Source organism: Thalassospira alkalitolerans (genome assembly GCF_002115745.1).
GTDB lineage: Bacteria > Pseudomonadota > Alphaproteobacteria > Rhodospirillales > Thalassospiraceae > Thalassospira > Thalassospira alkalitolerans.
The window spans coordinates 21,790-45,122 of record NZ_JFKB01000008.1 but is presented as its reverse complement, the minus strand read 5'-3'; the positions used below and the strand labels follow the sequence as shown (position 1 = coordinate 45,122).

Sequence of the window (23,333 nt, the reverse complement as noted above, 5' to 3'; positions counted from 1 at the left end):
GGTGGTGTGTTTGGAATAATTATAAACTTTAGATTGTGAAGTGGTTAACAGGTGCGACGTCGGTCGCGCCTGTTTTTTTTATGTGGGCTTGCCATAATGGGCTGAATATTCACCCAAAATGGTCTGCCCGTATGCCTGAAACATCCTTTGCCGAGATTTCCCTTTTGCTGCTGATTTGCGCAGTGATTGGTGGATTGTTTGTTAAACTGCGCCAGCCAGCCCTGATTGCTTATATCGTGGTCGGAGTAGTGGTTGGTCCGGCGTTTCTGGGTCTTGTGACCGCGCATGAACCGATTGAGCTGCTGGCAAAAGTTGGTGTGGCGGTTTTGCTGTTTGTGGTCGGCCTCAAGCTGGATATTTCCCATGTCCGCCATATCGGACCAGTGGCGTTGGCAACCGGTTTGGGGCAATTGGCCTTTACGATCATTATCGGATTTTGCATCATTTTACTGATGGGCAAAGGGGTAATGGAGGCGATTTATGTTGCCGTTGCCCTGACCTTTTCGAGCACGATCATTGTCGTCAAACTTTTGGCCGATAAGCGCGAGATTGATACGCTGCATGGCCGGATTGCCATTGGTTTTCTGATTGTACAAGACGTGGCCGTGGTCATTGCCATGATGGCGATGAGTGCGATGCGCGGTGCCGAAGATGCGACGATGATCGAGATCGTTGCATCACTGGCGGGGCGGATTGCCGTTGCCGCAGTGCTTTTGGTTATCGCCATGCGCTATATCTTGCCACGTGTTATTGCGATGATGGCGCAATCGAGTGAATTGCTGCTGATATTTGCGATTGCCTGGGGAACGGCATTGGCAGCCTTTGGTGAATGGGCCGGATTCAGTCACGAGGCCGGGGCATTTCTGGCAGGGTTCTCGTTGGCTTCGACCGGCTATCGTGAGGCGATCAACGCCAGGCTGACAGGTATTCGTGATTTTCTATTGTTGTTTTTCTTTATCGATCTGGGGTCGAAACTTGATTTTTCGACCCTTGGTGATGAGGTCCTGCCGGCGATTGTCTTGTCGCTGTTTGTCTTGATTGGCAATCCGCTGATCGTCATGGCGATTATGGGATATATGGGATATCGCAAACGAACCGGGTTCCTTGCGGGGCTGACGGTGGCGCAAATCAGCGAATTTTCGATTGTCTTTGTTGCGATGGGCATCACGCTTGGTCATGTCGGGATTGAGGCACTGGGCCTGACGACGCTTGTGGGCCTCGTGACGATCACGCTTTCGACCTATATGATTTTGTATTCGCATCCTGTTTATAATCGGATTGCGCCGTTATTGTCGGTGTTTGAACGCAAGCACCCCTCGCGCGAAATTGCGGCCGAGGAACAGGTTCTGATTGATGAATATCCCGAAGTGGTGATTTTTGGGCTTGGCCGGTATGGTCGACGTTTGCTGTCTGAATTGCACAAAAACGGCACGCCGGTACTGGGCGTTGATTTTGATCCCGAAACCGTAAATCAGCTTAAGCAAAAAGACCTGCCGGTGCAGTTCGGTGACGGGGAAGATGATGCCTTTATTGACGGGCTGCCGTTGTCAAAAGCGCGTTGGGTGGTAACGACATTGCCGTTGGTGGAATCCAATGCCGGATTGGTTCATGCCATTCGGAGGGCTAATTTCACCGGAAATATCGCGGGGATTGTTCGTGATCGAACACATGGCGAGATGCTTGTGGAAATGGGATGCGACAGGGTTCTTAACCTGTTTGAAGATGCTGCAGATTACGCCAGCGGGATATTTGCCACTCCCCATACTCTATCCCCTGAAAAGAAGGATTGAATATCATGACCGCCCCCATTCTTGTTGCCACCGATTTTTCCGATACCGCTGGTTTGGCGCTGATGCGTGGCGTGCAGATTGCCAAATCCCGTAAGGCGGGGGTGCATCTGCTGCATGTGGTGGAAGGCGATATCTGGTCGGGGCTGGCTGAATTGATCGGCCTGCGCGACGGGAATGATCATGATCGATTGCATGACCAGCTTATCGCCGACCTTAAGGAACTTGGACGTGCGGTGGAAAAATCTTCATCGATCAAGGTGACGACCGAATTGCGCAACGGACCGGTTACGCGCGAAATGATCGATTGCGCCACGGCAACAGGCGCGCGATTGCAGGTTATGGGCGGGCATGGCGCCGGAAAATTGCGCGATCTGGCAACGGGGTCAACCGCCGAACGACTGTTGCGCCAGGCGACCCGCCCGACATTGGTGGTTAATTACCCGGTGGGTGAACCTTATCGCAAGGTCTTGCTGCCTGTGGATTTTTCCAATTGGTCGGAGGCATCGCTACGCACAGTGCGCAAGTTGCTGCCCGATGCGGAAATTGTCCTGCTGCACGCGGTGTCACTAAGTTACGAGCCGCAATTGCGCCACGCCGGGGTGACCGGGGCGGAAATTGATTATTATCGTGAACAGGAACATAAAAAGGCCCAGGCCGAACTGGCGATGTTGCGGGCCGACATCGGTGATCCGAATAATAAAATCAGTCTGCGCACGATTAATGGCGATGTGGCTTCGGCCATTCTGGCCGTGGCGGGGGATGAAAATGCCGATCTGGTTGCAATTGGCAAACACGGGCGCGGCATGATCGAGGAATGGTTGCTGGGCAGTGTGACACAGCACATTCTTGCCAGTGCGCCTTGCGATGTTCTGGTGTGTGGCAATTCGGCACTTTGAAATATGGACTGACCGGTGGTCAAAAAACGTATTGGCAGACTTGTCATTCGTGGGCGGGCATGATTTCTGTATGAAATCTGTTTAGGGTTCGGCCCTGCTCGCCCAATATGAAAGCCATTTTATGCCTCGAAATTCTGCTGTTGCCGCCACCAGCACAACGGAAAGTCGCCTGATTGGGGTGACTGCCGCCCTTGCGACTGTCATGGTTTGGGCTGCTTGGCTGATTGTCACGCGCTATGCCATGACGTCTGATTTTACAGCGGTTGATATCGGGCTTTTGCGGTTTGTTGTGCCGTTTGCCTTATTGGCGCCGATTTGGCTTAAACGCGGGATCTGGCCCAAAGGACTGTCGCTGGTCAATGGTGTGACCATGCTGGTTGGGTCGGGGGCATTCTATACATTGCTGGTTGCCAATGCCCTGCAATTCGTTCCGGCAAGTCATGTTGGCATTTTGCTGCCCGGTGTGATGGGGGTTTGGGCGGTATTGATTGCCGTGCTGCTGTTTGGGGAACGGCCGGGTTGGGTTCGTTTGACCGGTTATGGCATGGTGATTACCGGTATTGTGTTGCTGGCCGTTTTGAAACCCGGCCATGCGACGGGGGATACCATTCTTTATGGGTACGGGCTTGTGTCTGTCGGGGCGTTGATGTGGGCGTGCTATACCCATGCGATGCGTCAAAGCGGACTTGGCGCGTTGGAGGCCGCGGCCTTTGTCGGGTTCTGGTCTTTTGTCATTATGGCGGTGGTTGCGGTGTTTACCGGTACGAACCTTGCCGAGGCACCGATGGATGATGTGTTGCTGTTGCTGGTTATTCAGGGACTGCTTGCGGGATGTGTTGCCGCTGTGACCTATGGGCTTGCCGTGCGTCATATCGGATCAACCGGGGCGTCGGCCTTTGGGTCTATGACACCGGCCTTGACCGCGCTTGGCGGTGTGTTCCTGCTGGGCGAGGCCGGGAACCTTATCCTTGTTCTTGCTGTGGTTCTGGTGATTTTCGGGGTGATGGTGGCATCGGGTGTCTTTCGCAAAATCCTGCGATAGGTGGTGCTGTTATGATGGGCTGTAAACTTTTGTTTACAGTCTTGATATGCTGGTTCAATCCATGCGATCGGGGATGCCGTGATGATCTCAGGCGTCCCTGTTTTGTGACAGGATTGTAAAAAAGCCTTTTCGCATGTGCGAAAAGGCGATAAATTTAAATCGTGGTTGCAAAGGCGCAGCCCAAATAAATCGGCAGGCAACGAGGCTTGCATGACAATCAAACGACCTGACGGATGTCATCCTGGGTCGGTTTCAGATGTCTCTTGCCTCGGAGAAGTGCAATGTTTGCCGGTTTTATTCGTTCCATTTCCGCTGATGACGATACCCGCTTGCAACAGGGCCGCGAGGCGCGCCTGACTGATGTTTTGCGCCTGTTGCGCAAGGTCGGAACCATTGCCGATGATGCGCGGCAAAGTAATCGGGCGATTTCCGGCATTCTGGATGCGGTCTGCGAATATTGTCAGTGGCCGGTGGGACATGCCTATTTGCGCCGCGATGACGGCAGTTTGTCATCTGCGGGGATTTGGTCAGTTGGGCGCGGCGTTTCGATTAACGAGCTTTCCGATTTCCGCAGCCAATCCGAAGCAACGGTTTTTAGCCTTGGGCAGGGCCTGATTGGCAATGTCGCGCAAAAGGGCGAACCGGTTTGCATTGATGATGTCACCCAAAAAGATGGCTTTCTGCGTGCCAGCGGGGCGGCGCGGAACGGGCTTCGCGGATGTTTTGCCTTGCCGGTGAAACTGGGCGGGCAGGTGGTTGCCGTGATCGAATTTTTCAGTCGTGATGTTGCCCGTCTTGATGACGAAATGCTTGAACTTCTGGGGTTTGTCGGGGGGCAGGTTGCCCGTGTGCTTGAACGTGACGCGGCCCGTGCTTCACGTGAAAAGCTGGCGGCTGATTTTGAAAATCAGGTGCAGGGTACGGTCGGGATGCTTGGCGCGGCGGTAACCCAGATGCGAAGCGCGCTTGACGTTCTTGATGGCAGTAACCGTCGCACCGATGAATGCAGTCAGGGTATTGATCGGGCCGCAGGTGCGGCCCTTGCCCGGATTGAAAATGTTGCCGGACAGATGGAAGCGCTTCAGGGCGCATTAACGACCATTGGTGATGATGCCGGGGAAAATGTTGAAACCACGCGCGGTCTGGGCATGCAGGCGCGTGACATGCGCGATGAATTTGTCAAATTACAGGACCGGGCGGCTGATGCGGGCAAGATGTTAGCGACCATTTCCGCCATTGCCAGCCAGATCAAGATGCTGGGCCTGAATGCCGCGATCGAGGCGGCCCGTGTGGGCGAAGCCGGCAAGGGATTTGCGATTGTCGCCAAGGAAGTCAAGGCACTGGCCGGGCAATCTGAAACGGCAACGGCGGAAATTGCCCAATGGATGGATGGCGTGACCGGTGCCATTTCCAAGGCCGGTGGCGAGATCGACAAGATTGCCGATGCGATGGGGGATTTACAGGCGCGCGCCGAAAACACCGCTGAACAAACCGGCGGGCAGGTTGCGATCTGTCGCACGGTTGCAGGTGATGCGCTTGATGCCTTGGCGCAGGCGCGACAGGTCGGTGATAGTGTTACCGATATTGCTGGTGCCATCGCCCATAACGGGCAGGTCGCGGGCGAGCTTGCAAATGCGGCGCGCAATCTGGAAACACAAGGATCGGAACTTAGCCATCGTGTTGAGGGCTTTGTCGGTCAGATCCTTGTGATGTAAACAGCGTTTTGCGTTATTGGATTTTATCCGGAAAATTGGCCGTGCGGCGCGCGATCATGCGGGCAAGCGGCGGACCAAACAGCAACACCATAAAAAACCGTGTGGCTTGCAGGACAAGGATGAACGACAGGTCGACATTGGTGCTGGCCGCGATGATGGCAACGGAATCAAGTCCGCCGGGGCTGGTCGCCAGATAGGCGGTTAGGGGATCAACATCCATGAACATCACCAGCAAAACCGAAATCCCGGCGCAAAAACCGATCAGAACAAAGATCGATATCAGGATTCTTGGCAGGGCATAGGCCGCGTGACGCAGGACATTTGGGGTAAATTTAAGCCCGATCATGCCGCCGATCACCGCATAGGTCAGGCCAAGGAACCATTCGGGCAGAACGATATCGACCAGACCGGAAATGCTAAGCACCATGACAACGATCATCGGCACCAAAAGCGCCCCGGATGGCAAACGCGACTTTTCGCCGACGATACAGCCCCCCAGCGCCAGCGCCAGCGTGATGGCAAAATCGCCTGCATCAAAGGCGGAAAACCATTGATGAGGCACGGCTGCGGCGGTAATTGCCGGATCAACCCAGAAATTGGCAACGCTTGATGCAACGGCGACGACAATAACCACCCGGACATATTGCATGAAGGCGACAAGCCGTGCATCGGCGCCAAATGCCTCGGCCATGATGACCATGGCGGATGCCGCACCGGGGGATGATCCCCAAATGCCTGCTGTTCCGGGCAGGACCTGTTTGATGCAAAGGATCCAGCCCAAAAAGCTGCTGGCGATCAGTGTTAGCGTTGTCACGCCTAAAACCAGCGGCCAGTCATGCATAAAGGATGTGATGATCCCGGCGGTCATTGATCCGCCAACCATGCACCCCAATACGGATTGCGCGCCCAGGTAAACCGGTTTTGGCATGGTAATGGTCGCACCATTGGTCCCCATGATAATGCCAATAATCATCGGTCCCAATAACAAGGCGGCCGGGATATCGGCATCATGCAAAAAGACCGACAGGGCAAGCGACAGCGCAATCAACAACCCCCATTGCGCAAGTTGCGGCAAACGACCGAGTTTTTCGTCGTCAGGCGGGGGCGATGACGGGGCCGGGAATGGTTGTTTGGGATGGGGCGCGGTATCTGGCACGGGGCGGCCTTTTGCTGGTGACGGGAAGTGAAACTGACGGTGGCTGTCTGGCCCCGGTTGGGGAACGGGTTTATTTGGCTTTTGGATCAGGGGGCGGTGAATTCAAGTTCCTCGGATCGTCGAATACGGGCAATGCGGGGCAGGATTTCGGTAATGGAAAACTGGTGCATTTCAATGGATTTCGTCGCGGTGGTATCCTCGGCAATGACAATGTTATAGCCGTGTTCCCATGCGGCGCGCGCGGTAGATTCGACCCCGAAATTGGTCACAACCCCGCCCAGAACAATGGTGTCGATTCCGCGACGGCGCAATTGCAGGTCAAGTTCGGTGCCGTAAAACGCCCCCCATTGATGTTTGGTGATCACGATATCACCGGGCTGTTCCAATCCATCAACCAATGTGCCCCAATCATCCGGCGGGCATTTGGGCGGGACGGATGGCATATCGACCGGTTGACGGGGGGCATCGGCCATATCGGGTGACCAGAAAACACGAACCAGAACGATGGGCGCATTGGCGGCACGGAATTTGGCAATAAGGCCGCGCGCATTTTCCAGAACGACATCCCCGCTTCGCGGATGCAGGGGCTGGGCCAGAATGCCATTTTGCAAATCAATCATGACAAGCGCGCTACATGCTGGATTCAGCAGGGTTTTCTCGTTACGCATGAGGTTCACCTGAATTTGGACTTGGATGGGGGCATGGGAACGCCTTTAATTTCGCGGCGCGCTGCTTTGGGGAGGGATATGATAACCCGAAAAATTCCCCAAAGGCGAGATATTCAGGAAGACATTCGCAAAATTGGCCTGGGCGGGAATGCCATTTGAATTTTGCGGATGCTTTGGATTATGAATGAATAAGTCCTGATCCTAAAACAGCGCAGTTAAGGGAACCCCAGTCACCATGAATATTGATTTCCTGTTTTGCGGGCCAGAAGATGCCGCATTGACCATCGTCCTGGCGCATGGGGCCGGGGCGGCGATGGACAGCCCGTTCATGAATGAAATATCGACGGGGTTGGCTGCTTGCGGGTATCGGGTTGCACGGTTTGAATTCCCCTATATGGCCAAGCGCCGTTTGGATGGCAAAAAGCGCGGACCAGACCGGGCACCGGTTTTGATCGACACATTTGCGCAAGTGGTTGCCCAGCTTGGCAATCCGGAAAGCCTGATCATTGGGGGGAAATCCATGGGCGGGCGGATCGCCAGCATGGTTGGCGATGACCTTGGTGTGCGCGGTGTTGTGTGCCTTGGCTATCCGTTTCATCCACCGGGTAAACCGGAAAACCTTAGAACCGAACACCTGAAGGGGATGAAAACACCCATCCTGATTTGCCATGGTACGCGCGATCCGTTTGGTACCCCCGATGAAGTTGCCGGTTATGGCCTGTCAGATGCGGTGACCCTGCATTGGGTTGCCGATGGTAATCACGATTTCGACGTCCGTAAGAAATCGGGGCGGACACAGGCCGACAGTATCAGGGATGCGGTGGCAGCGATTGCGGATTTTGCCGATATGGTGGGTAATTTTCACCCAAACAGTGCTGACTATACAAATTAGCATGGCCGAATGTAAGTTTCGATTTGCATGATGACCATTGGTCACTTATGCAGTGACGAAATGCCATTAATCGCCGGTCTTTGGAAAAGGAAATGTCTATGTATCGTGAACGTATTCGACATGCTGGTTTACTGGATCGTGTGACCAGTGCCGAGGATGCAGCAAGCCTTATTCAGGATGGTATGACAGTTGGCATGAGTGGCTTTACCCGTGCGGGCGAAGCCAAGGCGGTGCCGATGGCGCTGGCTGAACGGGCCAAGACCGATCCACTGAAAATTACGCTTCTGACCGGTGCGTCGCTGGGCAACGATTTGGATAAAACCCTGGCCGAGGCACATGTTTTGTCGCGTCGCATGCCATTTCAGGCTGATCCTGCCTTGCGCAAGGCGATCAATAATGGCGAGGTGATGTTTATTGATCAGCACCTGTCCGAAACGGTCGAGCTTTTACGCACGCAGCAAATTCCGCCGGTTGATATTGCCGTGATTGAGGCGGTGGCGATTACCGAACAGGGCGGAATTGTTCCGACGACCTCGGTCGGTAATTCCGCAAGTTTTGCCATTCTTGCCAAGAAGGTGATCATCGAGATCAATCTGTCGCAATCCGATACGCTGGAAGGGTTGCACGATATCTATATCCCGTCACGCCGCCCGACCCGTCAGCCGATCCCGGTCGTGTCGCCTGAAAGCCGGATTGGCTTCCCGTTCATTCCGATTGATCCGGACAAGATTGCCGCGATCGTTATGACGGAAAAGCTCGACAGTTCATCGACCATTCTGCCGCCTGATGACGATACCGTCGCGATTACAGGCCATTTGTTGGAATTTCTGCTGAACGAGGTCAGACTGGGCCGCTTGACCAACAAATTACAGCCCCTTCAGGCAGGGATAGGTACGATTGCCAATTCGGTGATGCATGGCCTTATTAAAACCCCGTTCCATAACCTGAAAATGTATTCCGAGGTGCTGCAGGATTCGACCTTCGATTTGTTCGATGCCGGAAAACTTGATTTTGCGTCCGGATCGTCGATCACCCTGTCAGCTGAAAAATACAAGCAGGTCATGGCCGATCTTGCGCGCTATAAACATCAATTGATCCTGCGGCCACAGGAAATCAGCAATCACCCCGAAGTCATCCGTCGCCTTGGGCTTATCTGTATCAATACCGCCCTTGAGTTCGATATTTACGGCAATGTCAACTCGACCCATATCGGCGGAACCCACATGATGAACGGCATTGGCGGATCGGGGGATTTTGCCCGGAATGCTCATATGGCGATTTTCGTGACCAAATCCATCGCCAAAAACGGCGTGATTTCCAGTGTCGTCCCGATGGTAAGCCACGTTGACCATACCGAACACGATGTTGATATCCTGATCACCGAGGTCGGTTTGGCCGATTTGCGCGGTCTTGCCCCGCGGGAACGTGCGCAAAGCATCATCGCCAATTGTGTGCATCCGACCTATCGCAATGAACTGAACGATTATTATCATCGTGCCGTGGTCCGCGGGGGGCATACGCCGCATCTTATTGAGGAAGCCCTGTCTTGGCATACAGCCTTGCGTGAAAAGGGCAGTATGCTTCGCTAATCCGGTGCTTCGCAGTGACCCTGAAGTCCCTTTGCGAATACGTTAGAAAAGATGCGTGGGATAAACGGCTTTGCCAAAGGTGATTGTTTCTATGACACCGGAGGCTTCGGCAATCCCGATCAGCTCGATCTTTATTCTTGCGATAGGATTGCATCACGATGGTTCACCGGAAGGTCGGTGAAAGGTGTTTTTTTGATCAGACGAACCGGGGCGGATGGAATTTCATCCGCCTTTCGTTTTGCGGTTGAGAGAAAGTAAAATCTGGCCCCACCCCTCCTGACATGCTCCTGTCAGGAGGGGTATGATAAATTCTCGGTCATGCTGAGATAAGGAGCGCACATGAGAAGGGCCGACCGACTTTTCCGTTTGGTGCAGATATTGCGCCGTCGCAAACTGTGCCGGGCGCGTGAACTTGCCGAGGAACTGGAAGTTTCCGAACGTACAATTTATCGCGATATTCGCGATCTTGCAGCGTCCGGTGTCCCGGTGGAGGGGGAGGCGGGCGTTGGCTATATCCTGCGCGATGGGTATGACCTGCCGCCGTTGATGTTTGATGCCGACGAGATCGAGGCATTGGTGGTTGCAGCGCGCATGGTGCAATGCTGGACTGATCCGCAAATGGCGCGTGCTGCCGGGGATGCCCTGACCAAGATCGAGGCGGTTTTACCCGAAAAGATGCGGGGCCTGATTGGCGGGGTGCCGATTGCGATTGCCGAAATTGCGCAAGCCCCCATTGCAATCTCGATGCCGGATTTACGCCGTGCAATCCGCGAGAGGCATTTGATCGATATCGATTACACCGATGCCAAGGGGGATAATACCAATCGCCGGGTTCGGCCGTTGGGAATGTTGTTTTTTGGCACCATCTGGTTACTGGCAAGCTGGTGCGAATTGCGACAGGCTTTTCGGGTTTTTCGCGCAGACCGGATCAAGAATATGCACATCACCGCCGACCATTTCCGTCCGACACCGGGTCGGACATTGCGGGATTATCTGATTTCCGAGGGGGTCGAGGGGGAAATCCTGAATGGTATCGGTCGATAACGAATTTGTGTTGATGCCCACCGACTTACTATGCCGATGGGTAATCGTCGCCTGAAAAGTAATAAAATCAATAAATAAGCTGGTAATGGCAGCACCGCAGAAACCGGAAAATAATTCCTGCTCTAAATGCAAAGCCTGCTGAGTTGATCGAAGATGTTCATCAAAGGCCGGGGAATGTTGATTGGCTTTGGTGCTTTGGTATGGATGTATATCGAAAGGGCTGCATTTATCCCTGATTTTCGTATAAGGTTTTACCAATATGGAAACTTTCGGGAAAGCGCATTGGCGTGGCGTTGAAGAAACTGTGTCGTAGTATCGTTCAGACATTCCAGGTCAGGGAAGACCAACCGGCGCTGGTTCTTGCACAGGTTAAGGCTCTTTCACGCCAAATTCCGCTACTTTATTTGCTTCTTTTTGCCAATGCGCTGGCATTGGCCTACACCCATTTCGGAACCGCCCCGGATTGGATGACGGTGTATATCCCCGTCGTTTTGGGCCTTGTATGTCTAATGCGCGGGATCGCGTGGATGCGGGTTCGCGAGACCGTTACCGACTTTGCCCATGCGGTAATTCATTTGCGGCGCATCCGCATTCTGGCGGCGGTAATCAGCATTGTTTTCACTGCCTGGGCGATCAAAATGTTCGGCTATGGCGATGCCTATCAGCAGGGGCATGTTGCTTATTTCATTTCGGTCACGGTGGTGGGCTGCATTTTCTGTTTGCTGCATTTTCCGCCCGCCGCACTTTTGGTCGTTGTCATCGTTCTTGGGTCTTTCATCATGCATTTCGGCACGACGGGGAACGAGGTTTATGTCGCGATTGCCGCCAATATGGCGATGGTATCGGTAATGATTGTTCAAATCATCCGAAGCTATTATGCGGCGTTTTCCGGCCTTGTTGAGTCGCAGATTGATCTTGAAAAGCAGCATAATAAAACCATCGAACTTTCCAATCAGAACCGCGAACTGGCCTTTTGCGATGCCTTGACCGGGCTTTCGAACCGACGGGCGTTCTTTGCCCATCTTGAAAAGACGGTAGAACAGGCAAATGACAAAGATGCGTTTGCCATTGCCATGATCGATCTGGACGGTTTCAAGCCGGTCAATGATGTGCATGGCCATCCGGCTGGCGATGAAGTGTTGATGCAGGCCAGTGCGCGATTGCGAGCCGTTTTGGGGCCGGATGTTCTTTTGGCGCGCTTGGGCGGGGATGAGTTCGGTGTGATTTTTGAACATCAGAATGATGCCTTGGAATTGATCAAGATCGGTCGTGCTTTATGCGGAACCCTTAATGACCCGTTCGATGTTGGCGGCGGCACGGTGCAACTTTCCGCATCACTTGGCTTTGCGACATATCCCACCGTTGCCCGTGATCCCAATGCGCTGTTTGAACGGGCTGATTTCGCGCTGTATTACGCCAAGAAAAACATGCCGGGGCATCCGGTCATATTCGCGGCCCGCCATGAAACATTGATCCGCCATGATTCCCAGATAGAACAAGCCCTGCGCAAGGCCGATCTGGAAAGCGAATTATCGATCCATTTCCAGCCGGTGTTTGACCTTCGAAACGGCATAATGCATTCGGTCGAAGTGCTGGCGCGCTGGGATAACGAAAAAATGGGCCGGGTTTCGCCCGAAATGTTTTTCCCCGTTGCGGAAAAAACCGGGCTGGTTGGGACATTGTCGACCATTTTGTTCCAAAAGGCGATGAAATCCATGGTTGACTGGCCCAGCAATATTTCCTTGTCGTTCAATCTGTCGGCGCGCGATATTGTTCTGCCTGATATGGCGCATTGGCTGATTGATCAGATTAAATTCTTTGGTATCGATCCGGGCCGTTTGACATTTGAAGTGACTGAAACCGCCCTGTTGCGCGATTTTGTTTCAGCCCGGGCCAGCATCCGTTACTTGCGTCGTCACGGGGCGAAGGTTGCACTGGATGATTTTGGCATTGGTTATTCAAGTCTGCGCTATGTCCATGAATTGGAATTCGATTGCCTGAAGATTGACCGCAGCTTTATCGCACCGATTGTGAACAGCGAACGCAGCCAGCGGATCGTTAAAACCGTGATCGACATGTGTGAAAACCTTGGCACGGATTGCGTGATCGAAGGAATTGAAACCCCGGAACAGCGTGATGAAGTCCTGCGCCTTGGCGGTCATTTGGCGCAAGGCTATTTCTTTGCCAGGCCAGTCGCCGGATTGGATTGGGCTGCCTTGTCCAAACTTGCACAGGGTGCGATGACCAAGGCACCGAGGTCCTGACCGTAGGTAATATCCAATAGGACATATCCAGTTCCGATAGGTCAGGTTGGGGAAACCATATTCCACCGACTGTTCGCGACCCCATTTTCAGCCCCAATCCTGACATTTCCATTTTCGACACAAGATGCCAATGGCCACACATAGGGCAGGGCGGCCTTGTCTTTGCCCTATCGATGCCGGGTTTTTGGTTAATCTTCCTGCAACCCAATCAGGGTAGTATTTGAAAATCCGGACGTGCGGGTAAAAGTAATATGCCCGCGTCGCACATGACAAAGTGTCTGGGGGCGGGGTTATAGCTGATCTAAGCGATTGAAACGACTCGTTGTTTTTATTGGCTATTGCAAGGATTTCAACGAGTCGTTACGATTCGTCATCTCAGACGGGAACAGGGCTTAGGACAGATGTCAGGCCAGACGCATATTTCATCCCGGTTACCAGCGGTCACAATTGACGGCATTGATCTGGCGCCGGAAATTCGCACCCGTCTTCGCAATCTTATCGATACCCTTCCTGATCAACCGGCCCGCCTTCGGGTGATGGGGCATGTGCTGCTTGATCTGGGGCTGGGCAGTCTTGCGCTTGATGCCTTTGGCCGGGCGTTGTTGCTAGATGATCTTGATCCGGCGACGCATCTGGGGTTGACGCGGACCTATTTGCACAATGGTTCGCGTGAAACCGCGCTTGAGCATCTTGAAATTGCGATCAGTCTGCAGCCCGATGCCCGTGAATTGCGCGTTGTTGCCGCCGATCTTGTCGGATGCCGGGATCGCATGCGGGCCTTTGATCAGTTGGGGGCGGTTTTGTCGACTGATCCCGATCATGCCGGGGCCCGCAAGGGACTGGCCGGTTTGATCCGGTCCGTCATCCGTAACCGGATTCAGGACGGTAAAACGGTAAATCCGGTTGATCGCGATACGGGACATGTTTGGGATTTACACGATCACATGCCGTCGCCGGAACTCATCCCGCCGCAACCCTGGTTCTTGAACTAGGGTCAGGACCCCTTAATTTGTTTGAAATGGTCAATCAGATTTGTGCGGATACGCGAAGCAAAACCGCAGGAAGATATTTATCTTTCAAGGTATTGCGACAAAGTAGCCCGTGCAAATCCGATTGATCCACAGGACAGGTGTTATATTTGCGAACTCCGGCGTCAAATCCCTTGTTCGGGATGCCGACCCGATCAGCGGGCTTTTCCTTGGATTTCGCAAATATAACACCTGCCATTCCAATCAAATTAAGGGGTCCTGACCCTAGGTCCTGATTTTACGTCCGACCCTGGTTTTTGGCACATCACGGGTCGTTACGATGCCTTTGGTCCGCTAATGTCGGCGGATTGCAGCGACACCACTGTGAAATCATCATGCAGTTTGACCGGGGCACGGTCCATGAACTGATCGGCCAGATTGGATGCCAGATCGGTTGATCCGTTTGTTTCCGTGACGATGTTATGCACCATTTTCAAAAGGCGGTCATCTTCGAGAAACACACCGTCATCAAGAACCGTTTCAATCAGCGCATCACTGTAAAGCAGCAGGAAATTATCAGTGGTAAAGGTAAGTTCGCGGGTTTCATATTGCGCGTCACGAATAACCCCAAGCGGCACACCTGAACCATCGAGAAACACCGTTGAACCGGTTTTGATATTCCCCAATACCGGGGATGTGCAGGCGGCACTGGCATAGCGGAATGTTTCTTTGGCGCGATCAATTACACCATAAAGCATGGTTGCATATTGCCCGACCGGCAAAAGCCCCTTGAGGTGGCGGTTAAGGGCTTCAAGATAGGTTCCCGGGTCTTCGCCACGGTCTTCTTCCGACCAGATCAGGGAATGCAGACGGAATGTGTTCAATGCCGCACCCAGCCCATGACCGGCAAAATCAACGATATAAACACCAAGCCGGTCTTTATCGATAGGTGCCAATCCCCACATGTCGCCGCCCAGTTCCGATGACATTTGGAAACTGGCACTGATGGTCATGCCGTAATCCAGGCCTATTCCGCGATATTGTTCGGGTTTGGGGATCAGCATTTCTTGCATGTCACGCGCCAGTTCAAGTTCTGACTGGGTGCGCTCTTGATAGGCTTGCAACTGTTTGACCAAAAGCCGGTTTTCAAGGTGGATGCGCGTGCGTGCGATCAGTTCCGCCTTGTTCAGCGGTTTTAAAATCAGGTCGGTGGCGCCATCTTCAAAAATCCGGGTGCGGCCTTCGTTTTCTTCCAGTGCCGTTTGCGCAATGATCGGCGTTTCGGCATAGGCTGGATCGGCACGCAATGCCTTGCAGACGGCATAACCGTCCATCTTGGGCATGATGATATCAAGAATGATCAGGTCGGGATTGTGTTTGCGCACCTGTTCAAGTGCGTCTTCGCCGTCCTTTGCAAAGACAAGGTTGGTAAAGCCGTCCGAGCGCAGATAGGACGCGATGATTTCGCGTGAAATCATCGCGTCATCGGCAATCAATATGGTCGCATCGCGCGGATTGCGCAGATCGCTTTCGCCGATGGCTTTTTCGGCTTCTTCCACCCCGGCAGCAAAGTTTGAGTTTAGCGGCATCGATGCTTTTGTATCGGGGGTAAAGGTCAGTTTGATCGTGCGTCCGCCACGCTCAAAGCTGACATTCTGACACAGGCTGCGGATCAGTGGCAGGCCGCGGCCAAAGGTTGATTCTGAACCTGGTAATTTAGGAGCCGGTTTTTCTGGTGGCGGGGTAAACCCGTTGCCCTGATCATTAATCGAAATTTCGACATTGCCATTGCGGCGCTTTTTCGCCGTCAACATGATCACCCGCCCGCCATAGGCCGGGGCTTCAAGGCGACGCGCCGTTTCTTCACCCAGGGCATTAAACCGGTCCATCGTTAGGTGGCCGGTCGTATCCAGCTCCAGATTGCCATGCACCAGCGAATTGGCAAATGCTTCCTGCACGGCCATTTCGACTGTGGGGGCAATGGTATCGTGGATGATCCCGCGATGGCGAAGGGCTGTTACAAACTTGCGCGCCATCGGCAATTGATAGGCGCTTTGTGTCGACATGCAGACCAAAAGATCCCATTTCGCGCCACGTTGGGCTGTTCGGATGGGCCCCAGATCGCGAAGATCAATTTGGTCAAAAGATTCAATGAAATAATTGCAGTTCAGGCGAACCAGTGCGCCCAGCCATTCCCGACTGGATTCTTGGGGGATCAGGCAAAGCTGATAGCGGTTTCCATGCTGAAAATCTTCGGGGCTGCGGCCAAAAGAAAGGTCGGCCTCGGCCCCGGCACCGTCATCAAATATTTGTTTTCCGGCAAGAATAGCCGATACCCGGTCATGATTGACCGGTTCGGCAATGGCAACACGTGGCCTTGGGAAAGTCTCGCCTGCCGGAGACATGCGTCAGTCTTCCAATTTGAAAAGTGTGTCGAAACGGGCGACTTCCAGCATACGCTTGACCTGCCCCTGCGCGCCTTTCAGAATAACGGTTGCACGGATTTTTTCGCCTTCGTCACGGGCCAGCAAAAGCATGCCAAGACCAGCGGAATCGATGAATTCGACACCGGATAGGTCGAGTATCTGTGTTTCTGCTGACTGACCGCGAATTTCCTCGATCAGTTTGCGAAAACTGGAATGGTCCCCAAATGTAAATCGGCCAACCAAATCAACTTTGATCGTGTCGCCCGATTGTGCGGTGGTATAATTCAATCCGTGATACTCCAGAATGCAATTTTCGTTATTGAAACTATGCCTTTTTTAACCAAAGCCTGATTTGTATTGAATAACGAATCAACTGCCTACAGGTTATCACTTGAGACTGTAATGTCACTATCGGTATGGTTGCCAATAGATATATCGGGACCCGAATAAAAAATGCCAGAACAGGCACGCATTGTTATCGTTGAAGATACCCTGTCATTGGCGCGGGTATATCAGGACTATTTGCGTGCAGATGGCCACATAGTTGAACATGTGGTTAATGGACAGGCCGCGATCAAGCGGCTGCGTGTAAATCCGCCGGATGTTCTGGTGCTTGACCTGATCTTGCCCGATATGGATGGGCGTGATGTGTTGCGTGCCGCACATCAATCCGCCCCGGAATGCAAGGTGGTTGTGATTACCGCCCATGGATCTGTCAATGTCGCGGTTGAAGCGATGCGTGATGGTGCATGGGACTTTTTGTTAAAACCCTTTACCGCAGACAAGCTGCGCGTCACGGTCCGGGATGCGCTTGAAGGGGGGGCATCAACGGCCAATAGCACAAAAAATGAAAATGGCGATTACGCCGCTGATGAAATGTATTTCGATATCATCGGCGGGTCGGACACGATGCACGATATTTATCGGATCATCGAAAATGCGGCGCCTAGCCGGGCAACTGTTTTCATCACCGGTGAGTCGGGAACCGGCAAGGAATTGGCCGCCGAGGCCATCCACCGCCGGTCGGAACGGGTCAAAGAACCGTTCATTCCGCTGAACTGCGGTGCAATTCCCAAAGATTTGATGGAAAGCGAGATTTTCGGTCACGTCAAAGGAGCCTTTACCGGGGCGGTGACGGACCGCGAAGGGGCTGCGCATCGTGCCGATAGCGGAACGCTGTTTCTTGACGAAATTTGCGAAATGGATCTGGATTTACAGACAAAGCTTCTTCGCTTTATCCAGACTGGAACTTTTCAGAAGGTCGGCGGTAGTTCGATTGAAAGCGTTGATGTGCGGTTTGTCTGTGCGACAAACCGTGATCCGCTGGCAGAAGTCCGTGCCGGGCGGTTCCGCGAAGATTTGTATTATCGCCTGCATGTGATTCCGTTGCACATGCCGCCCCTTCGCGATCGTGATAACGATATCCTGCAGATTGCCAATTTCTATTTGCGACGCTTTAACCGCGAAGAAGGCCGCGAATTCGAACGGTTCAGCCCCGAAGTCGCCGCCCTGTTCGAACGTTATTCCTGGCCGGGGAATATTCGCCAGCTTCAAAATATCATCCGCAATATCGTTGTTTTGAATAACGGGTCGGAAGTTGCGATGTCGATGGTGCCCCGCCCGGTAAACAACGGTACCGACGACGAACATTTCGGATCGGCGACCATCGAGGCACCGCCCCCCCATCCCGTTGTCTTGAACGGAATGGGGGATATGGAACGTTTCTGGGAAGGCGATCCAGAGGCATTGGCATTTCTGGCCGGGTCACAGCCGACACGCGAGTTTGGCGAACATCGTACGGATCAAGCCCCGTTGATGATCGGCACGGATGGCAGCGTTGATATGGCTGATCCACAGCTTGTTGATGTTCGCTATGGCGGGATCAAACCGCTTTGGCTGGTGGAAAAACAGGCCATTGAAGACGCGATTGCACGGTGCGGCGGATCAATCCCGCGTGCCGCCGATGCGTTGGGGGTTAGTCCTTCGACCATTTATCGTAAAAAGCAGGCCTGGGAAGAAAGCAACGTGGGGTAACCCGCCTGCGGTTAAAAGTCAGCAAGGGCCTTTTGCAAACGCAGCCAGTCGTTTTCGATGCCGGGCAATCCAAAGCGGATGCGATCCTTGTCTTCGTCAAACAGGCGCACCAGAATGCCCCGCAATCCAAGGTGGTTGGCCAGTTTGGCGGCATTCTTTCCGTGATATAGCCGAAATAGCGCCGTGCTGCCAATCAAGGCCAGATCGCAATTGGCGGCGATCATGGCATCAAGGCGGGCGCCATCATGGGCAAGGCTTTTACGCATATCTGATTGCCATTTCCGGTCGTTAAACGCTGCCTGCGCGACCTTTAATGTCGGCCCGGCGATGGCCCATGGTCCGATGCGGTCTTCCAGATTGGCGGCAAGCGCCGGGGCCATGACGGCACAGCCCAATCGCAGCCCGGCCAGCCCAAAAAATTTACCCAGCGACCGCAAGATGATCAGCCGGTCCAGGGTATCGGACGCCGGGCAAAGGCTGTGCGTTGGATCGCAATCCATGAAAGCTTCGTCGATCAATAACCATTTATCGTGGTGTCCGGCCATTTGGGCCATCTTGATCAGATCCGCACTGTCAATCACCCCACCATCGGGATTGTTGGGGTTAACCAGTATGACGATGTCATTGGTTCCGCCCGGGGATTGCAGGATATCGGCGATGCGTTGTGTGCGGGTTTCGGGGGTGGTGGCAATAATATCGGTCACGAACCCGGCCCGTTGCCAGCCAATCGCATGTTCGGCATATGTCGGCCCGATGATATGGGCCTTGGCCTTCATTCCCTGATCTGCAAACCAGAACGGGATTGTCTGGATCAATGCCTGTGTCCCCGGTGCGCAGACAATCCGGTCGGGGTTGGGGATGGCGTAATAGTCGGCTGCGGCCTGTTTCAATTCGCGCAATTCGCTTGCCAGTGGAAGGCGTTGCCAATGTATGAGGTCAATCGTCGGAACCGGCCATGCGGTGGCATTGATCCCGGTTGACAGATCCAGCCAGTCACTGGCGGGAATGCCGTAATTTTTAGCCGCCCTGTCAATTGCGCCGCCATGGGATGGGGGGCTGCCCCGCGATGGGGCCACGCCAAGAGAAGGGGATCGAACAATCATGTCTTTGCCTTTGGCTCAGCGGTTCCCGTGTCGAGGATGCCATTATTCCGGGTTCCGAAACAGGAAATGGTGATGCGTATCTTTAAATCAGAATGTTATCTGGGTAACGCGTGACCGGGCGGGGCGCAAGTCGGACTTGCGTCGGTGCGGGCGACTTCGTATCGTCCGCGAAATGCTGATTTGGATTTTCTGTCATGATGACTGCACTTCAGGCCTGCGATCGTGAAAGCTGGCTTTCGATCAATCCGCAATTGACCATCGCCGATGATGACGGGGTACGTGATGTGGCGCCGGTTGGTGCGGAAAACGGGGAATTTGACGGATCGGCGCATTCTGACCGGTTCTGGCAGGATGGTTATTTCCTGATCGATGATCTTTTGCCAATCGATCATCTTGCCCGGTTGCGTGCCGGGATTGAAACGCTGGTCGGCCATGGATTGCCGCCGGCGATGATTTATCTTTATGACGAAGCATGGCAGGTGTTCATGCGGCTTCGGCCGCTTTTGCATCATTTTCTTGGCGATCGGGTAAAGCTTTTGCCGCATTTCTGGGCTTGGCATGTGGACCCGGCTAAGGACGGGCGGGGGTGGCCGCCGCATCGTGATTATCAGGGCGAAAGCGTGATTGGCGAAGATATGCTGATCAGCCTGTCACTTTGGGTGCCGCTGGGGATTGCGAGCCCGGATAACGGTTGCATGTACGTATTGCCGCATTCATTTGAAAGGTGTTACTTTCAAAAAGTTATGAAACCGGAAGACGTTGTTTTGCAAGACGTGCGTGCGTTGCCTGCCCGGCCGGGAACCGTGATGGGATGGCGACAGGATTTGTATCATTGGGGCGGGCGGGCAAGTGCCTTTGCCCGGGAACCAAGGATCAGTCTGTCGCTTGAATTCCAAAACGCTGTATTTGATCCGCTGGCAGATCGTTTGCTTGATCTTGATCGCCCCCCGGTGTTTAACGACCGGCTTGAATTGATTGCGCAACAGTTTGATAAGTACCAGCATATGCAATCAATGGATGATGATACGCTGCAATGGGCCAATGACATTATGGCGCAACTATCGGTAAAAAACTGACCGGGGCATCGGGATGATTGTCCCATGCCGTGATGGCAGGTTAACAGCCGTCAAAAAAGTAACGGTCAAAAAAGACCAAAACCGGGGTCGAAGCAAATATGCCCAAGATACTGAACCTTGCCGGTATCGCGTTTATTGCCTTCTGTACCATTGGTCTGACATTTCTGTTTTTCACGACCCTTGGGGATGATCTTGTCGCGACGATTACCATTTCGGTTCTTGTTGTTGTCGAATTTATTGCCCTGTTGTCGATGTGCCTGGGCTGGATTGTTTTTGACATCACCAAGCGCAAGCAAATCCTTTTTATCGCGGTTGCCATGGGGTTGCTTTTGCTTAGCGACCTTTTTGGTGTTCCCAGGCTTGTCGAAGTGCGCACCTTGCTGGGGGTGGAACAGGCCTTGGGGACTTTTACCGGGCTTTTGATCCTGGTTCTGCGGCTGTGTTCATTTTCGTTTATTGCTCTGAGCTGGCATGTGGCCAATAAGGCCGAAAATCAATTGGGTATTGATCCGGTTGTGGGGACGGCAACAATTCTGATTGCTGCGGGGATTGTTGTTCAGGCATTGATGGTCTGGCTGGTACCTGTGCTGACAAGTGATGTCGGCTGGGCGTTTCAGAATGTCCGCACCATGATCCTTTTCCCGACCACAGTGATGATATTTGCCAGTGCTGCGGGCTATTTGGTGCGCTGCCAGTATCGGTTTACCCTGTCCGAGGCGCTGCTTTGTTTCGCATTGTTGGTTGGGTGTTTCAATCATCTGGCCTTTTTCATATTTGCGCCAGAACATGCCGAAATGGTGTCGCGGTTTATTATCCCGTCGCGCCTGATCAGTTACAGCTGTGCGCTGGCCTTTATGCTTTTGGAATTACGCCGCCATTATCGCCATTCTTTTCAGGCGAGTTCGGCCAAAAGTGAATTCCTTGCAACGATGAGCCACGAAATCAGAACGCCGTTGAACGGGGTTTTGGGCATGGCCCAGCTGTTGCAAGAAAGCCAGCTTGACGATGCGCAAAAGGAACGGGTCGGCGCAATCATGTCATCGGGCAGGGCGCTGATGGCGCTTTTGAATGACATTCTGGATATGAGCAAGATCGAAGCCGGGCGGATTGAGTTGGAAAAACGCGAGTTTCATCCATCTGACATTACGTATGATCTTTTCCGGGCGGTTTCGGATATAGCCGCAGAAAAGAATATCGTGCTTCTGTGCGAGGATGCACCGCTGACCAAGCGCATGTTTGTGGGTGATGAAGTCCGTTTCCGACAGATCCTGTGGAATTTGTTATCAAATGCCGTGAAGTTCACCCGAACAGGGACAGTTCGCCTTGAAGCAACGTTGGCAGAACATACGCCGGAACGTATACGCCATCTGGTAGAGGACGAAGAAGTCTACCATTTTGCCGTGATCGATACCGGGATCGGAATCCCGAAGGATCGCCAGGAACAGATTTTTGCCCCCTTTAGTCAGGCTGACAATTCGACCACGCGTCAATATGGCGGGACGGGACTAGGGCTTTCGATTGCACGCAGCCTGACAGAGCTGATGGGTGGTTTCATGACTGTCGAAAGTGTGGTCGGGCACGGGACACGTTTTGATCTGTGGTTGCCATTTGAAACACATGAACCCGAACTTCATCCGGATACAGCGGGTGTGCACGGCCGTGAAACAAGTGGTGATAGCGTTCTGGCGGGCAGCCGTATCCTTGTCGCCGAGGATAACGAGATCAATGCCACCGTGATCCGCGGGTTGTTGCAACGGCACGGTCTTGTTGTTGATATTGTCCCCAATGGCCGCGAAGCTGTGCTTGCGTTTCGGAATGGGGTTTATGACGCCATCCTGATGGATGCGCATATGCCTATATTGGATGGCGAGGGGGCGACGCGACATATCCGGGAACTTGAACGTGTCAATCAAGGCGGGCGTGTTCCGATCATATGCGTGACAGCCGACGCATTCGGGGATCGGCATCGCGATTTTCTGGCAGCCGGTATGGACGAGGTTATGACCAAGCCGGTTGAAGAGCGGCGTCTTTATGGAATGTTGTTGCGGTTCCTGCGAAGCCGCAACAGTGCCTGTCGGCCAGCTTTGTATTCACCTGATGTCGCAGTGGATTTGCCCGGTTCGAACCCTGAGGCGGATACAGCGCCATCATCGACCCCAAAAAAACACACGCCACTGGAATATGCGATCACGTCTGAACGTGATAAGGTTGTAAAGGTCACAGAATATTCCCGCCTGGATCAGGCCAGCGAAGCGAGCATCCCGCATGAGCATGAAATGGATTTAATTGATAAGGCACGTTTTAAAGACATGATCACCGCACTTGGTGTGGATCAGATGGCGCTTCTGGTTGAAATGCTTGCGCCTTCTTATCAGGAAGAACGCGACAGGATTGTTACGGCGATCAAGCAGGCCGACCGTGACAGTTTGTGCCGTGCTGCACATACGATCAAGGGGATGGCATCGAACCTTGCTGCGGCGAAACTGGCGGCAGAGGCACGTGTGCTGGAACTTTATGATGGTGATTTTACCGATACGATCCAAGACAGAATTGCCGATCTGGATCGTCTGGCCGCGGACACGACCGATGCGATGCGACGCGCACTTCAGGACTAAGACAAAATTCAAATTAAAAGGGGCGCGCAACGTAATGATGCGCGCCCCTTTTGAT

Annotated in this window: 17 protein-coding genes; 12 read left to right on the top strand and 5 right to left on the bottom strand. The window is 53.4% G+C overall.

What is annotated here, in order from left to right; genetic code table 11:
• Positions 1 to 131: 131 nt before the first annotated feature.
• The 4 genes from TALK_RS12415 to TALK_RS12400 all read left to right on the top strand — a co-directional run bounded on the left by TALK_RS12415 (position 132) and on the right by TALK_RS12400 (position 5,443).
• Positions 132 to 1,790, top strand: coding sequence for a cation:proton antiporter (locus TALK_RS12415; protein ID WP_085619638.1), 1,659 nt, complete (start codon positions 132 to 134; stop codon positions 1,788 to 1,790).
• 5 nt (positions 1,791 to 1,795) lie between these two features.
• Complete coding sequence (locus tag TALK_RS12410; protein WP_085619328.1) at positions 1,796 to 2,686, top strand: universal stress protein; 891 nt, start codon at positions 1,796 to 1,798, stop codon at positions 2,684 to 2,686.
• Between the two features lie 121 nt (positions 2,687 to 2,807).
• Positions 2,808 to 3,728 carry a DMT family transporter gene (locus TALK_RS12405; protein ID WP_085619326.1) on the top strand — a complete coding sequence of 307 codons (921 nt, stop codon included), beginning with the start codon at positions 2,808 to 2,810 and terminating at the stop codon, positions 3,726 to 3,728.
• A 281-nt stretch (positions 3,729 to 4,009) separates the two neighbouring features.
• Entirely contained in the window at positions 4,010 to 5,443 is a 1,434-nt protein-coding gene (locus TALK_RS12400) for a methyl-accepting chemotaxis protein (RefSeq protein ID WP_169715022.1), read from the top strand.
• A 13-nt stretch (positions 5,444 to 5,456) separates the two neighbouring features.
• Here the strand turns inward: TALK_RS12400 and TALK_RS12395 are convergent, their stop codons facing one another.
• Both TALK_RS12395 and TALK_RS12390 read right to left on the bottom strand, forming a co-directional pair.
• Complete coding sequence (locus tag TALK_RS12395) at positions 5,457 to 6,599, bottom strand: AbrB family transcriptional regulator (protein ID WP_245829866.1); 1,143 nt, start codon at positions 6,597 to 6,599, stop codon at positions 5,457 to 5,459.
• 86 nt (positions 6,600 to 6,685) lie between these two features.
• Positions 6,686 to 7,267 (bottom strand): hydrolase, encoded by a 582-nt coding sequence (locus TALK_RS12390; protein WP_085619322.1) that lies wholly within the window; start codon positions 7,265 to 7,267, stop codon positions 6,686 to 6,688.
• Between the two features lie 235 nt (positions 7,268 to 7,502).
• Between TALK_RS12390 and TALK_RS12385 the strand changes: the two genes are divergently transcribed.
• The 5 genes from TALK_RS12385 (at position 7,503) to TALK_RS12365 (ending at position 14,048) form a co-directional block, all read left to right on the top strand.
• Positions 7,503 to 8,159, top strand: coding sequence for an alpha/beta family hydrolase (locus TALK_RS12385; protein ID WP_085619320.1), 657 nt, complete (start codon positions 7,503 to 7,505; stop codon positions 8,157 to 8,159).
• A gap of 98 nt (positions 8,160 to 8,257) precedes the next feature.
• On the top strand, positions 8,258 to 9,748 hold the full coding sequence (gene scpC, locus TALK_RS12380) for a succinyl-CoA:acetate CoA-transferase ScpC (protein WP_085619319.1): 1,491 nt from the start codon (positions 8,258 to 8,260) through the stop codon (positions 9,746 to 9,748).
• Between the two features lie 339 nt (positions 9,749 to 10,087).
• Positions 10,088 to 10,792 carry a helix-turn-helix transcriptional regulator gene (locus TALK_RS12375; protein ID WP_085619317.1) on the top strand — a complete coding sequence of 235 codons (705 nt, stop codon included), beginning with the start codon at positions 10,088 to 10,090 and terminating at the stop codon, positions 10,790 to 10,792.
• A 287-nt stretch (positions 10,793 to 11,079) separates the two neighbouring features.
• On the top strand, positions 11,080 to 13,056 hold the full coding sequence (locus tag TALK_RS12370; RefSeq protein ID WP_085619315.1) for a putative bifunctional diguanylate cyclase/phosphodiesterase: 1,977 nt from the start codon (positions 11,080 to 11,082) through the stop codon (positions 13,054 to 13,056).
• Positions 13,057 to 13,457: 401 nt separating this feature from the next.
• Positions 13,458 to 14,048 carry a tetratricopeptide repeat protein gene (locus TALK_RS12365; protein ID WP_085619313.1) on the top strand — a complete coding sequence of 197 codons (591 nt, stop codon included), beginning with the start codon at positions 13,458 to 13,460 and terminating at the stop codon, positions 14,046 to 14,048.
• 311 nt (positions 14,049 to 14,359) lie between these two features.
• Here the strand turns inward: TALK_RS12365 and TALK_RS12355 are convergent, their stop codons facing one another.
• Positions 14,360 to 16,429, bottom strand: a complete 2,070-nt coding sequence (locus TALK_RS12355) for a SpoIIE family protein phosphatase (RefSeq protein ID WP_085619309.1) — start codon at positions 16,427 to 16,429, stop codon at positions 14,360 to 14,362.
• 3 nt (positions 16,430 to 16,432) lie between these two features.
• On the bottom strand, positions 16,433 to 16,738 hold the full coding sequence (locus TALK_RS12350; RefSeq protein WP_085619307.1) for an STAS domain-containing protein: 306 nt from the start codon (positions 16,736 to 16,738) through the stop codon (positions 16,433 to 16,435).
• A gap of 165 nt (positions 16,739 to 16,903) precedes the next feature.
• Between TALK_RS12350 and TALK_RS12345 the strand changes: the two genes are divergently transcribed.
• On the top strand, positions 16,904 to 18,484 hold the full coding sequence (locus TALK_RS12345) for a sigma-54-dependent transcriptional regulator (protein WP_085619305.1): 1,581 nt from the start codon (positions 16,904 to 16,906) through the stop codon (positions 18,482 to 18,484).
• 11 nt (positions 18,485 to 18,495) lie between these two features.
• On the opposite strand, the gene cobD is transcribed toward TALK_RS12345, so the two are convergent.
• On the bottom strand, positions 18,496 to 19,587 hold the full coding sequence (gene cobD, locus TALK_RS12340; RefSeq protein WP_085619303.1) for a threonine-phosphate decarboxylase CobD: 1,092 nt from the start codon (positions 19,585 to 19,587) through the stop codon (positions 18,496 to 18,498).
• A gap of 194 nt (positions 19,588 to 19,781) precedes the next feature.
• On the opposite strand from cobD, the gene TALK_RS12335 reads away from it, so the two are divergent.
• Entirely contained in the window at positions 19,782 to 20,663 is an 882-nt protein-coding gene (locus TALK_RS12335; RefSeq protein WP_085619302.1) for a phytanoyl-CoA dioxygenase family protein, read from the top strand.
• A 98-nt stretch (positions 20,664 to 20,761) separates the two neighbouring features.
• Positions 20,762 to 23,278, top strand: coding sequence for a hybrid sensor histidine kinase/response regulator (locus TALK_RS12330; protein WP_085619300.1), 2,517 nt, complete (start codon positions 20,762 to 20,764; stop codon positions 23,276 to 23,278).
• Positions 23,279 to 23,333: the final 55 nt, after the last annotated feature.